Origin of the sequence: Salibacter halophilus (assembly GCF_008806325.1) — a bacterium.
Lineage (GTDB): Bacteria > Bacteroidota > Bacteroidia > Flavobacteriales_G > Salibacteraceae > Salibacter > Salibacter halophilus.
Genome location: NZ_WACR01000003.1, coordinates 246,634 through 260,164, shown reverse-complemented (window position 1 = coordinate 260,164; position 13,531 = coordinate 246,634). Strand labels below are relative to the sequence as shown.

8 protein-coding genes are annotated in these 13,531 nt (G+C 39.9%); 2 read left to right on the top strand and 6 right to left on the bottom strand.

From position 1 onward, the window contains the following. Positions 1 to 274: 274 nt before the first annotated feature. From F3059_RS04605 to F3059_RS04595, 3 genes are all read right to left on the bottom strand, one after another. Entirely contained in the window at positions 275 to 2,314 is a 2,040-nt protein-coding gene (locus F3059_RS04605) for a dipeptidyl-peptidase 3 family protein (protein WP_151166946.1), read from the bottom strand. Between the two features lie 531 nt (positions 2,315 to 2,845). Further along, positions 2,846 to 3,505 carry a LolA family protein gene (locus F3059_RS04600; protein ID WP_151166944.1) on the bottom strand — a complete coding sequence of 220 codons (660 nt, stop codon included), beginning with the start codon at positions 3,503 to 3,505 and terminating at the stop codon, positions 2,846 to 2,848. A 10-nt stretch (positions 3,506 to 3,515) separates the two neighbouring features. Continuing rightward, positions 3,516 to 6,128, bottom strand: a complete 2,613-nt coding sequence (locus F3059_RS04595; RefSeq protein WP_449421068.1) for a DNA translocase FtsK 4TM domain-containing protein — start codon at positions 6,126 to 6,128, stop codon at positions 3,516 to 3,518. Positions 6,129 to 6,287: 159 nt separating this feature from the next. On the opposite strand from F3059_RS04595, the gene F3059_RS04590 reads away from it, so the two are divergent. Further along, positions 6,288 to 6,629 carry an Hpt domain-containing protein gene (locus F3059_RS04590; RefSeq protein ID WP_151166940.1) on the top strand — a complete coding sequence of 114 codons (342 nt, stop codon included), beginning with the start codon at positions 6,288 to 6,290 and terminating at the stop codon, positions 6,627 to 6,629. Here F3059_RS04590 and F3059_RS04585 read toward each other — a convergent pair. Then, positions 6,626 to 7,039 carry a secondary thiamine-phosphate synthase enzyme YjbQ gene (locus tag F3059_RS04585; RefSeq protein ID WP_151166939.1) on the bottom strand — a complete coding sequence of 138 codons (414 nt, stop codon included), beginning with the start codon at positions 7,037 to 7,039 and terminating at the stop codon, positions 6,626 to 6,628. The genes F3059_RS04590 and F3059_RS04585 overlap by 4 nt on opposite strands. Beyond that, positions 7,005 to 12,104, bottom strand: a complete 5,100-nt coding sequence (locus F3059_RS04580; protein WP_151166937.1) for a PAS domain S-box protein — start codon at positions 12,102 to 12,104, stop codon at positions 7,005 to 7,007. Before F3059_RS04580 ends, F3059_RS04585 begins: the two co-directional genes overlap by 35 nt. A 149-nt stretch (positions 12,105 to 12,253) precedes the next feature. Here F3059_RS04580 and arfB point away from each other — a divergent pair, with 149 nt between their 5' ends. Next, positions 12,254 to 12,664, top strand: a complete 411-nt coding sequence (gene arfB, locus F3059_RS04575; RefSeq protein WP_151166935.1) for an alternative ribosome rescue aminoacyl-tRNA hydrolase ArfB — start codon at positions 12,254 to 12,256, stop codon at positions 12,662 to 12,664. A gap of 251 nt (positions 12,665 to 12,915) precedes the next feature. Here the strand turns inward: arfB and F3059_RS04570 are convergent, their stop codons facing one another. Further along, entirely contained in the window at positions 12,916 to 13,515 is a 600-nt protein-coding gene (locus tag F3059_RS04570; protein WP_151166933.1) for a T9SS type A sorting domain-containing protein, read from the bottom strand. Between the last annotated feature and the right edge of the window lie 16 nt (positions 13,516 to 13,531).

The following is a 13,531-nucleotide window of genomic DNA, read 5'->3' as shown; positions in this document are numbered from 1 at the left end:
CCTTTTATTTTCAGCGGGTTAACTTTTGTTAACGTCTCTCATCACACGTATTTTACGCTCATCACATTTTGGTTGGGGATCCGGATCTGACTGTGCACATTTGTGTCACTCAACGTTAAAATCTGAGTTCGGATATTTACCAGCTCAGGTTTGGAGCAGGTTTTTCCTCAACGTTTAAAAGGCAAAACTCAACTCAATCTAAAATCTGCTCAACAAAAAACCCTGACGAAGCTTTTCTGCTTGTCAGGGTTTTTCTTTGACTGTATTACAGTTCTTATAGATTGTCGTAATCGCTGCTATAGCGGAGCATTTGCTCAGTGAATGACTCACCGTATTTCGCTTCAACATCAACGATTTTTCCGTTTTCTTCAACCGGCATCAAGCGCGGATTGATGAAACCACCGTAAGGAGCTATTCCTAGTTCCTCACTACGTGATAGAACTTCTTCGTGAATTTCCTTATCAACTTTAACACCGTAGTTCTCTACGAGTGCTCTTCCGGCTTCGTAATCACCTTCAGATTTGATGCGTTGAATTTCTCTCATTAACTGGCCAAAGAGTTCCTGAAGTTTCTTGTAATCGTTCACAACGAAGTACGTGTTTCCGTCTTTCGTTTTCTTTTCGATCACGTTGTCTTTTTTACCCTTTTCGTAAGCCCAAAGAGCAACGAGCTGGCGGTTACGCATGTGCGCTTCCTCGATGTTGTCACCCGGCTCTAATCTGCGCAATTGAACCATTAAACCGTTTCTGATATAGGCATCGTACTGTGCTTTTCCAACTTCGAGGTTGTCCATCAATCCCAGGTCAACCATCTTTTTGTCGTAGAGGTAGTACAAAGCAACGAGATCTGCACGTGCTTCCTCGAGAGTAGAAGCGTAGTTTTTCAACGTTTCTTTTGGTGTACCCACGCCTTCGTTCAGTTTACCACTCGCGTGACCTACAACTTCGTGAAGAGCAGTGTGCAGCTTATCAGAAAGGTTCCCGTATTTCAATCCGCGGTCGATTTCTTCCTGCGAATAAGCGAATTCTTTCAGGTAGCCACCTTTGCTCGATTTGTCGTAAGCTTCAACGATATTACCCAGGCTCACAGATTTAGAACCGTGAGTGGCTCTGATCCAGTTTGAGTTTGGCAGATTCACGCCAATTGGAGTAGAAGGCGATGCATCTCCGGATTCACCGGCAACATTCACCACTTTATACGTAACACCTGTCACGTTTTCCTTTTTGTGCTCGTCCATGATTGGCGAGTTGTCCTCAAACCATTGAACATTGTCAGAAAGCGTTTTCATGCGTTCAGATGCTTCGAAGTCTTTCACCTGCACAATTGTTTCGTAAGAGCCGCGATAGCCCATCGGGTCGTTGTAAACCTCGATAAACGAATTGATGTAATCGATATCGCCCTCAGTAGCATTTACCCACGCGATGTTGTACTCATCCCATTTCTTGAGATCACCGGTTTTGTAATACTCGATGAGGAGTTTGAGCGCATCAGCTTGCTTTTGGTTTTCTGCTACTTTCACAGCTTTTTCGAGCCAGTGAACGATTTCTTTAATCGCAGAGCCGTACATTCCGTCAATCTTCCAAACGCGCTCTTCAATCTTGCCGTCTTCCGTTTTTACGAGCTTCGAGTTGAGTCCGTACGAAACTGGTTTCTTGGCAGATTTATCGATTTTTTGCTTGTAGTAGTTTTCAACTTCTTTTTCGGTCAGATCCGGATCGTAGAAGTTTACCGCTGAAGCAGCCACGAGGTCCTTTTCAGGATCGAGGTTAACTTTCTTCGCGTCTTTTGACGGATCAAACATTGCTTTCAACGCCTCTTCAGGTAATTCTGCTCCCGTGATCTTCATCAATTGCTCAAAATACTCTCTCGAGAATTTTGGGACGAATTTCTTCATGGAGTAGTGGTGGTGAATTCCATTCGAGAACCACACGCGTTTGGTGTACGTCATGAAGTTTTTCCAGTCTTCACTTTCTTTGTCACCGTTGTAATTCTTGACGATACCTTCCAGCACATCGCGAATTTCGAGGTTGTGACGATAGTTTTGATCCCAAATGATGTCTCGACCAGCGTAACCTGCCTGAGTTAAATAGTAAGCGTATTCTTTTTGCTGAGCTGAAAGCTTGTCCCAACCCGGAATTTGATAGCGGATAATGCGCAAATCAGCAAACTGTTCAGCTAAATACTCAAAGTCTGATGTGTCTTGTTTCACTGTTTCAGCTTTTTTGTCTTTTGTTTCTTTTTTCTCTGTCGGAGCGCCACACGAAAAGGCAATTGTAGCCGTAGTCGCCAGGACAGTGTATTTAATCCAGTTCATAGAGTTTTGTGTTTAGGCCGCCTAAATTAAAGAAAAACCCCGCTCTATCAAACGATGTAGGGCTCTGACCGATAAATAAAATTTTGGTTAAAAAATGTGGATCGTGCCTACAGCACTCGATGCTTTCTTTCAGACTCAATTACTCTGGGCTAAAACCCAGAGTTAAATGGGTTTAGTGCCTAACGGCACTTATGGTTGTTTTTACCACCAAAACCTGTTAGGTTAGCCAGAATATAGCTTTTGTATTGAAAAATAGTGCCGTTGGCTAAAACTCCGAGTTTATTGTGTTCCGTGCCTAATGGCCCTTTATATTGTTTGTGCCTTAAACCTGACAGGTCTCAAAAACCTGTCAGGTTTTCCAGATGAAAAAAGTGCCGTAGGCACGACAAACTTCTACCTCCGGGTGTGAGCCCGGAGTCAGCGTGAGAAAAGAACCTTGAGTGCCGTAGGTACGATTCACATAAAGACTTATTAAATAAAAACCCCGTTCCAACAATTGAAACGGGGTTCTGAAAGTTGTTCTTTCTAACTTTACCTCAAGTCAATAACATCACCGGCTTTGCTTTTGTCAAAGTCAAACTTTGAATCGGGGATGGTCATGTTCGTTTGGTAGTTGTCGAGCTTGTATGTGAAAGTATTACCGTTCTTAGATTTCACTTTGATCATGTAAATCTGTGTTTTGGCTTTGTCGATGTACAACTCTATCGTGTGAAAAGGCTTATCTGCTTTTTCAGGATAGAGTTCAATGTACTCGAGCGTTTTTCCATCGATCGTTTTAGTACCGATGTATTTGTACTTAAAGCCCTGTTCGTGGATGTTCATAATCTCTGAAGGCTTCATCATACCGCCTTCATCTTCGTTTTCTGCTGAAGTAATTTGCAGTTCGTCTTCCTCAGTGAGGTAGGTGTAGTTTGTCTTACCATCTGATACACGTTCAACGCCATCGAGCTCTACACGGTATTTGTCTCCTTTGAGCCAAACGATACCTTTTTGTGTTTCATCGATATCAGCCGCTTCGTTTTGCATGCGGTACTCGAAATTGGCTTTTATTGAAGTGTACTTTTTATTTTTAGCAGATAGATTTTCTAAAATCTCTTTTGCTTTTGGGTCTTGCGGATTGTAATCTTCCTGGCTGGTTGCGGTTCCGACCACTAAAAAAGTTGCTAGTAATGAGGCAAGTAAATTTTTCATGCTTGATATATTAATCGTTTTCGCTTTCACTATTCAACAATTGTTCCAAAGCGTATTCATCTGGGATTAAAACCTGGCGGGCTTTGCTTCCTTCGAACGGACCAATGATCCCTGCTTCTTCGAGCTGGTCTATGATTCGGCCGGCTCTGTTGTACCCGATTTTTAATTTACGCTGTAGCAAAGATGCTGAACCTTGCTGAGTTTGCACAATAATTCGAGCGCTATCTTCAAAAAGCGCATCACGGTCGCTGATGTCGCCACCGCCACCGGCTCCGCCACCTCCAGCGCTGTCATCGCTGTATTCGGGTAGGTGCATAGCATCGGGGAAACCTTGCTGATTGCCGATGTAATCACAAATTTCTTCAACCTCAGGTGTGTCCACAAAGCCGCACTGCAAGCGCAATAAATCGCTTCCCTGGCTGAGGAGCATATCACCACGGCCGATCAATTGATCAGCTCCGCCACTGTCTAGAATTGTTCTCGAATCAACTTTTGATGTCACGCGGAAAGCGATACGGGCAGGGAAGTTAGCTTTGATCAATCCGGTAATCACATTCACAGATGGTCGCTGTGTGGCGATGATCAGGTGAATACCAACAGCACGAGCTAGCTGAGCCAAACGCGCGATAGGTGTTTCCACTTCTTTACCGGCTGTCATGATCAAATCGGCAAACTCATCCACAACAAGCACAATGTAAGGCATGTACTTGTGACCGTTTTCCGGATTCAGCTTGCGGTTGATGAATTTGTTGTTGTATTCTTTCACATTCCGGACCATAGCGTCTTTGAGCAATTCGTAACGCTTGTCCATTTCGATACACAATGAGTTGAGCGTGTTGATCACCTGTGAGTTGTCTGTGATAATCGCTTCTTCAGTATCAGGCAATTTGGCGAGATAGTGGCGCTCAATTTTATTGAAAAGTGTGAGTTCCACTTTTTTCGGATCCACGAGCACAAACTTGATTTGTGATGGATGCAGGCGATAGAGTAGTGAAACCAGAATGGCGTTGAGTCCGACTGATTTACCCTGTCCGGTTGCACCGGCCATTAATAAGTGAGGCATTTTCGCCAAATCGGCAATGAACGTTTCGTTGCTCACTGTTTTACCGAGCGCTATTGGGAGAGCGTATTTTGAATTCTGGAACTTGTCAGATTTGATGAGCGAGCGCATTGAAACGATGTCGGGATCCTGGTTTGGTACTTCAATACCTATTGTACCGCGACCGGGAATTGGGGCGATAATCCTAATCCCTAGAGCAGAAAGACTGAGCGCAATATCATCTTCCAGGTTTTTGATCTTCGAGATTCTCACACCGGCCTCAGGAACGATTTCATAAAGCGTAACAGTTGGCCCAACCGTAGCTTTGATTTTGTCGATTCCAATTTTATAGTTCTTGAGCGTATCGACAATTTTGTTCTTATTCTCTTCGAGTTCTTCGCGGTTGATCTTGATTTCTCCGCCACCGTGATCGTCTAATAACTCAATGGTTGGGAGCTTAAATTTTGACAAATCCAGCGTTGGGTCGTACTCGCCAAAGTCCTTCACTTTTTTGTTTACATCACGATCGCTAAGCTCTTCATCCTCATCTGATTGTTCGATTTCAATTTCTACATCTTCTTCATCAGATTCACCGTCTTTTTCCTCTTTTTGGTCAGAACCGGATTCAGCTTTCTCTTCGTCTTGCTTCAAGTCAACTTCGAGTTCCTCAGATGGTTCATTGTTTTCCTCTTCAGCATTTTCATCAGACTCATCGTCTTTCTCTTCGTCTTCTGATTGTGAGAGGGCTATTTCTTGATTTTCGTCCTCTTCAATGGCTGCTGGTTGTGGTTCTGACTGTGATTCTTCAACTTCATCATCGCTTTCTTCGTCAGCAGTCTCTTTCAAATACTGTTCGCGTTTTTCAAACTCTTCCTTTTTGTAGAAGCTACTGTTTTCGCTCTCGTTCAGTTCTTTTTCAGATCCGAAGAACTGGGTGATTTTAGCGAAGGAAACTTTGAAGTTGACAGCGACAAATCCGATTGCAGTAAAAATGATGAATAACAGCGCACCCACGTCACCCATCGCGATGCTGAGCCAGGTGTTGATCGTTTGTCCAACACCTCCGCCAAGCAGCAGGAGATCTGACGATGTAAAGAAATAGCCGAGGAAAGCAGGGAGCCAAAGCAGTGTAAAGATTGTGTATTTGAGTACTTGCTTAAATGGCAGTAAGAAAAATCCAAATAGTATGCGAAACCCGATGAGGAATGCTAGAATCACAAACGAAAATGAGGCTATACCAAACCAATCTGACACCAGTTTTTGCGAAATATGAGCTCCAAATGATCCCAGCCAGTTGCGAATTTCACGTTCGTCTTCAAACTCAGAAAGTGGAGTATTCAAAATACTTTGATCAGCATTCCCTGTGAAAAGATGAGAGGTGAGGGCGAGCATCAAAATAGCTGAGATGAACAAAAATGCCAGTCCAACAAGGTTTCTGGTTCGCTGATCTTTCAGGAAACTCTTTTTGTTATCAGGCTTTTGTTTCTTCTCTTTTTTAGCTTTTGAATCCTTTGCAGCTTTTTTTTCATCTGCATTGGATTTAGAAGAATCGAGATCTTTTTTAAATCGGTTTTTCAAACTTATTCGCTTTTATACAGCAATTCCTAAATTTAGTTACAAAGTAAAGGTGACTGATGGAACCTGAAAGTACTCATATACTAAATTACTAACATTGAAAAGTGAGTAAAGGTGTTGCTGTTAGTATCACAAATAATTGTAATTTCGGAATAATAATTCATAGCAATGAGTGAAAAATTATACAGTTTAGAATTTGTACAGGAAATGTCGGGTGGAAATGAAGAGTTTACTAAACAGTTAATTGAACTCTTTATAGAATCTGTTCCCGAGTCAATCGAAAAGATCAACAAATTTTACGAAGACGAAGAATACGAAAAGTTAGGTAAAGAGGCGCACAAGCTCAAGTCGACAATCCAAACTGTCCAAATCCCATCTTTCATTGAGAAAATTAAGGATATGGAGCACATTGGTAAAACAGGAGAGGAGTTGGATAAATTACCTGGCCTAATGAAAGAATTCAACGAGATTATGCCAAAAGCTGTCGAGCAGATCAAAAGCGAGGTTTAATCTCCTGTAATCGTTACAACTAATTTTCTGGCTCCACCTGAGTTTCTGAATTCGCACAGGTAAATTCCCTGCCATGTGCCGGTATTCAGCTGATGATTGGTGATGGGTACGCTAACGCTAGAACCCATCATAGAAGATTTGATATGAGCGGGCATATCATCCGGCCCTTCGAGAGTATGTTTGTAATCGGGGTCATTTTCAGGGACTATCTTATTGATCATCATTTCAAAATCATCGCGTACTGTTGGATCAGCATTTTCGTTAATTGTCAAACCGGCTGATGTGTGTTTGATGAATACATGAAGCAATCCTATTTTTGGTAGATCGGGTAATCGATCTAATATTTCATCTGTCACGAGGTGAAAGCCTCTATTCTTAGGCTTTAGTGTTACTTGAATTTGTTGTGTCATTATCCTGGTTTAGTGTTTTTTGAGATTTCTCGATGATTTCTTTAATGATTTTGTCAAACTCTGAAGCAGATTCCATTATGTGCTCGAGAATTTGGTCTTCTTTGAGTTCTTTGTAAGACATTTTTTTGATGAGATCAACCAGCCCCATAATTTTTGCAAGTGGGGCACGAACTACATGAGACTGAGTCCAGGCTACATCAGTAAGTTCCTCATTCAATCTTTTGAGTGATTCCTCGTATTGTTTTCGCTGAGTAATATCGGTCATAGCACCAACAACTCGTTTTGCTTTTCCATCCTTTGATCGCAGGATTGTACCTCTGTCGATTACATTGGCGTACTTACCGTTTTTTCTTTTGAACCTGTATTCAGCACTCCATCTATCGACATCGGGATTTTGAAGTGCTTTATTAAACCCTGATATTACTGGTTCAGCTTCATCGGGGTGGATGTTATTTCGCCAGTGTGAAAGAGCAGGATCTGACAGTCGATAACCAAAGATGGTTTTAAAACCTATTCCCCAATAATGGTGGTTATTTTTAGCATCCCAGTCCCAAATGGCATCATTTGTCGTTTTTGTAACGAGTTCAAAGCGCTCATTTGATTCTTTGATTTTCTTTTCAGCTTTTTTGCGTTTAGTTATATCAGTATGTATTCCATAAGCGGCAATTTGCTCACCTTCAATGTTGAAAATAGGTCCGCCACTGAGATGAAAACTGACCGTTTCTCCTTTGTAGTTGATTAATTCGATATCACCTTTCCAGTACTTACCATTTAGTAATTTAGTGAAGATTTCATCCGCAAGGTTGCTATTTTTGTAAACTGCTCGTGGGCCGCCCACTTTTTGCATGCTCTCAGCAGTATGGCCTAACATTTTGCTGAACCAGGGATTGACATAGATTGGAGCTCCATTATTGTCAATTATACCAATTCCATCGTGTGAGTTTTTAATGACTTCTTTAAAACGGAGAAGTTCGATTTCTGCCTGCTTGCGTTCATGAATATCCTGAAAACTACCGTAAATTCTAACAGGCTCGCCATTTAGCATTTCAGCATTTCCTACAGCTCTTACCCATCTCTCATTTCCATTTGCTGTAATAATTGGTAATTCGTAATCAAATGGTTTTCCCTTTGTGAGGGCATCAATAACGATTTCAGTTACTTTTTGCTGAACATCGTCACGATAGAATTTAAGTGCTTCGTCTAGCGATATATTTGTATCAGCTGGTAAACCATGAATCTCTTTGGTCATGTTTGACCACTTCATTTGGTCGTTCGTTAAGTCTATTTCCCAACCACCAACTTTGGCCATTTTAGAGGCATTATCGAGTAGTGTTTGGAGCTCTTTGACTTCTGTAATGTCCCTACCAAATGAAAAGAAGAGTTGATCTTCACCAAATGGAATAGAAGAATTCCATGAAATCCATTTGTACTCGCCAGATTTAGTTCTGTATCGGTTGATGAAGTTTTTGGCAACGCGAGAACCGTCTTTCGTTTCTTCAAATTCATTTTCGGTTGCTTTAAGATCATTTGGATGAATGAACTCAGCAAAGGGATTACTGGTGAGTTCTTTTTTGGAATATCCGAGTAAATTGCAGAAAGCTGGATTAACATTGACGAAATGACCATCAGGACTCGCTACACCCAGTATTTCTGGTGCACTTTCAAAGAGAAGTTGCATTTCGTTTTCTTGTTGCTTGCGTTTTATTTCAGCACCGAGGAAATGTTTAGAGTCCTCTATTGCTTTGAAATTTTGGCTCTGACCATTAATCAATGAATGGCTGCCAAAAACCAATACACCAATTACCTCATTATCGTGATAAATAGGGATACCTGCTATATAATTTATACCACATTCAAGAGCTTCCTTCTTTCTTATGAAAAGGTCGTTCTCATTGAGATTCCAAATTATAGTTTCACCCTTTGACCAGGCATTTCCGGGCATTCCAGTATCAACAGGGAACTTGTTTGTTTTAATCGTTTTTTGATGGAATTTCTTAGCAGATTGGTTGGATGCATATTTTGTGACGAGGTTTATGTGCTTATCATCTGAACTTGTCAACCATACTTCAGCAAATTCAAAAGTTGTAATTTTTGATAAATAGATGAGTGTATCGTCCAGTGTATCAAATAAATGATCGTTGTTTTTGAAGAACTGAGATAATTCGTGCTGTACTTCTCTTTTTGTTTTTCTCTGTTTTTCTTCAGTTATATCTCTCAGCGTTCCTATCATCCTTGTGGGCTTGCTGTGTTGGTCCCTAATCAAATAGCCAACTTCTTCAACCCAACTGTATGTTTGATCAGCTTTTTGAAAACGATACTCACTTGTCCATCTTTTACCGTGTCTTTTATAGAGAAATTTTTTGAGGTCAGCTACCGTTTTTTCTTCATCGTCCTGATGAACGAGTTTTTGCCATTCTGCAAGCGATTTTGGTGCGCTTTGATGCTGGAATAGTTGTTGAAAGCCTTCTCCCCAAACGAAGTGATCATTGGTCAGATCCCAGTCATAAATGGCATCCTTAGTAGCTTTGCTCACGTATTCATAGCGCTCGTTGTTTTTCTTTATTTGCTCAACATATTCGAATTTATTGTAGAGCAGAGAAATCAACCTTTCAGATCTTTCAATGATGTGTTGTTCTATTTTAGACGGTATTGTTACTTCTTTGTAGTAATTAGCGAAGGTTGCTACTACTTTGCCATTACTGTCAAAAATGGGGCTTGACCAACAAGCTTTAAATCCATAGATCTCCCCGAGATTTGAGTATTTTTCCCAGCGCTTATCATTGAAAATATTGGGAACAATTACCTTTTTTTCTTCATAAGCTGCTGTTCCGCATGAGCCAGTGTTTGGTCCAATCTCAACTCCAGAGATACTATCGATATAAGCTTTTGGAAGTGATGGAGATGATAAGTTTTCTAACTTGTTGTTCCTGATAGCCATTATCGATACCATCATTCTTGGAATGATTTTCTCGATTTCAATTGTGAAGTAGTGGAGAACATCGTCAAAAGGAACATCAGGCTTCATGCTTAGCTCGATGGTATTCTTTTCTATTTCATCGAATTTATCGTAAACGTATTCTGTGGTAATGTCTTTCATGACACCAATCGCTCTCTCAGCTACACCTTTATCATTTCTGATGATGATCGCTTTATCTCTCACAATGGCAATACTTCCATTTGATCTGTTAAAGCGGTATTCCTCAGTCCAGTTTTCTATTTTGGGATTGCTAAGTGCATTTGAGAATGAACTTAAAACTCTTTTTCTATCCTCTATGTGTAAATATTCATTGATGTGATGATGGTTTTGACCAACAGCATTTACATCAACTCCCAAATTTCTTTCAAATCCATCACTCAAATAGAGTTCATCGCTGATTAAGTTGAGATCCCAAATACTTTCAGAACTGGCTTTAGCAAGTTTTTCAAATCTTTCATTGCTTTCTCTAAGAGCTAACTCAAACTGCGTTCTTTCGGTAATGTCAATACCCATACACTGAATTTCAGTTGGAGAACCACTTTCATTAGTTAGGCAGATAAAATCCCATAGTGTAGTAATTATATCACTATTTGGGCCCGGTTTATCGAGTTCTACTTTTATGGGTGTGCCCGGGTTTTTAATACATTTTTGAACAGTTTCTAGTGCAAGTTCATGATGGTATTCACAAATAGAGGATAGTCCGGGCTTACCAATAATCTTATTATCGGGGTAGATCCACCCAAACTCCGAAATGAACTTTTTGTTGACATAGGTATAATCACCTTTTAAATCTGTTCTAACAACATAATTCGTTTGTGATTCATAAAACCCTCTGTAGCGCTCTTCACTTTTCTTGAGCTTGTTTTGAGTTTTCATGAGCTCCGTTACATCAGTACTGTTGAGCACTACACCGGCTACCTCTGGTTTGTCGAGTAGATTTGTTGCTGAACACTGTAGCCACCTGTACTCACCGTATTTATGTTTGTACCTAAACGGTGGTGTTTTTACATTTTTCTTGGAACTGAGCTCTCTGAATTTTTCTTTTATTTCTTCTTTTTCTTCAGGATGGAGGAATTGTGAAGCCTTTTCATCGATCAACTCCTTTTCATCATAGCCCAAATAGTGTTTATAGCTCGGGCTTACAAAAGAATAAAAACCTTCGCTGTTCACAACTGCTATCAATTCAGATCCATCCTGAACAAGCGACTTAAATCTCTCTTCGCTGATTTGTAGTTTTTCTCTGGATTTTATCCGTTCCGTAATTTCAACATGAACACCTGTCATTACAAGTGGCTTTCCATTGCTGTCCCGCTCAGTTACTTTTCCGCGGTCATTGATCCAAACTACATGTCCTTTTTTGTGAATCATTCTACAATCGATGTTGTAGAAATCTGTTTTACCATCAAGACAGTTGTGTATAGCCTCATCACTGTAAGGGCGATCCTCAGGATGAACATAATTGTACCAGGTTTCAATAGATATAGGGTCTAATTCTTTTTTAGTGTAGCCTATTATATTAGCCCATCTATCGTTGATAAATACCTCACCACTTTGAACATGCCATTCCCAGGTTCCAACGTTTGTAGAGTTGATTATGTCCAGCATCCTGTTAGTATTCGTCCTGGATACACACAACTCGTACTCTCTCCTTAACACATTAGCTGTTTCATGAATGAGGTATTGAAATTCTTCATTTGCAATGTGTTTTTTGTCAATTTCTCTATCAGTGATCAAATAAACTGAGCCGATTAATTCACTGTTGAAGTTAAGATCAAGTGACAGAATAAACCGTTCTTTTTGGTCAGATCCGAAAAGCTGCTTTGAGTCAGTAGTATTCAGTTTCTGCGATATTTCAGAACCACCATAATTAGAATAAAAACCGATTTGTTCAGCTAACTCAATCTCGGTATTTGTTTGACTAAAAATTAACTCGGCATCTTTTGCGAAAAGGGAAACAACAACTGCAACCGAATCTGTAGCTATATTGAGCAACTTTGAGATTCCGTTTGATGGACTTTTCTCAATGCAGTTCTTCAATGTTGATAATTGAAGGTCTAGCAAATGCATTTCATCAATAGGCTTTTCCATATAAAACACATCAGGATTAACTTACGTGGATTTTGTAACTTATAAGCAGTAAGAATAAAATAAGATAGGTGCGTTCTTATTTTTATAATTGAAAATTACAATCTTTCAAGTAATTGAGTGCAATACTGTATTAAAAAACATTATGATATATGACTGATGGTTTCAAAAATATTATTCTTACCGAATTGAGGACTCAAACGAGTCGCAGTTCAGGAAAAGGCGGACAACATGTCAACAAAACTGAGACTAAAGTAGAGCTGTTTTGGAATATTGAAGAGAGTAGTGGAGTTACTTCACAGCAAAAGAAAAGATTGTTCGAAAAATTGAAAAATAAGATCAACGCTGATGGTGAACTGCACATAACCTGTGAGGAAACAAGAAGCCAAATTAAAAACAGGGAAATAGCAGAGAAAAAACTGTGGGATACTATTCAGGAAGCTCTGAAAAAATCAAAGCGAAGAATCAAAACCAAACCGACAAAGGCATCACAGAAGAAACGTGTGGATGACAATAAGAAAAAGGGGCAAATTAAGAAGTTGAGGAAGAATCCGCTGGATTGATGAGTGTTTCGAAGGTCAAGGTTGAGGAGCTATTTAATGATGCTTAAGTATTTTTGTGTACTCAAGTTGTTAAAGGTTTGGAGGCTTGTGAGTATGAAGTTTGATGAGTTTGCAATTAATGTAGAAATATGGTCATTCCATTTATTCAATAGTGAAATATGTTTTTCGCAGAGCTCAAAACGAGGTATGTTCTTCATTTTTGTTCGAAACGAGATAAAGGAGCGTTCTAACGATGATTATAATTTACTCAATTAGCCTTTGCTAATAACCAACCTTTCGTTGTAAGTAAAATCATCCCCATTGATCTTGAGTAAATAAATCCCTGGAGAAAAAGGTGTTGTATCTATAGTAATGCTGTTTTTATTTATCATTTCTTCAAAGACTGTTTGACCTTTCAAATTGATCAAACTAACTGTTACCTGCTTTGATTTTTCGTTGTCAAACTCAATTGAGACTCGACCCCTAGAAGGATTGGGAGAAACATACGTTTTACGCTTCTGAAAATCTTGATAATAAACACTTTCATACTCAGTTGGAGTAGTTCCTAAAACAAGTCTGTAGTAGTTTGTTTGATTGGGAGCAGGTTCGTAATGAGTGTGATTGTATGAAACCTCAAAGTTTTGGTCACCACAAACACCGCCAATTTCATGAATGACTCTCGGATTCAAATTCGTAGTATCAGTTGTGTGCTGAACCTCAATACCAAAACAAGTGCTACCCTTTGCCATAGTCCAGTTAATCGTCACCTTTCCACTTTGCTCGTTGACATTAAACCTACTGAGCTGAGTTCGGCTCTGACCAAATACCAGTAGAACAGTAAATAATTGTATAAAAATTAATGTTTGCTTCACGGAACAAAGAACGCAA

Excerpts from the sequence above, each read along its gene's own strand:
- F3059_RS04605 (WP_151166946.1), bottom strand. The coding sequence starts at position 2,314 with ATGAACTGGATTAAATACACTGTCCTGGCGACTACGGCTACAATTGCC.
- F3059_RS04600 (WP_151166944.1), bottom strand. The coding sequence starts at position 3,505 with ATGAAAAATTTACTTGCCTCATTACTAGCAACTTTTTTAGTGGTCGGA.
- F3059_RS04590 (WP_151166940.1), top strand. The coding sequence starts at position 6,288 with ATGAGTGAAAAATTATACAGTTTAGAATTTGTACAGGAAATGTCGGGT.
- F3059_RS04585 (WP_151166939.1), bottom strand. The coding sequence starts at position 7,039 with ATGACACAACAAATTCAAGTAACACTAAAGCCTAAGAATAGAGGCTTT.
- F3059_RS04580 (WP_151166937.1), bottom strand. The coding sequence starts at position 12,104 with ATGGAAAAGCCTATTGATGAAATGCATTTGCTAGACCTTCAATTATCA.
- arfB (WP_151166935.1), top strand. The coding sequence starts at position 12,254 with ATGACTGATGGTTTCAAAAATATTATTCTTACCGAATTGAGGACTCAA.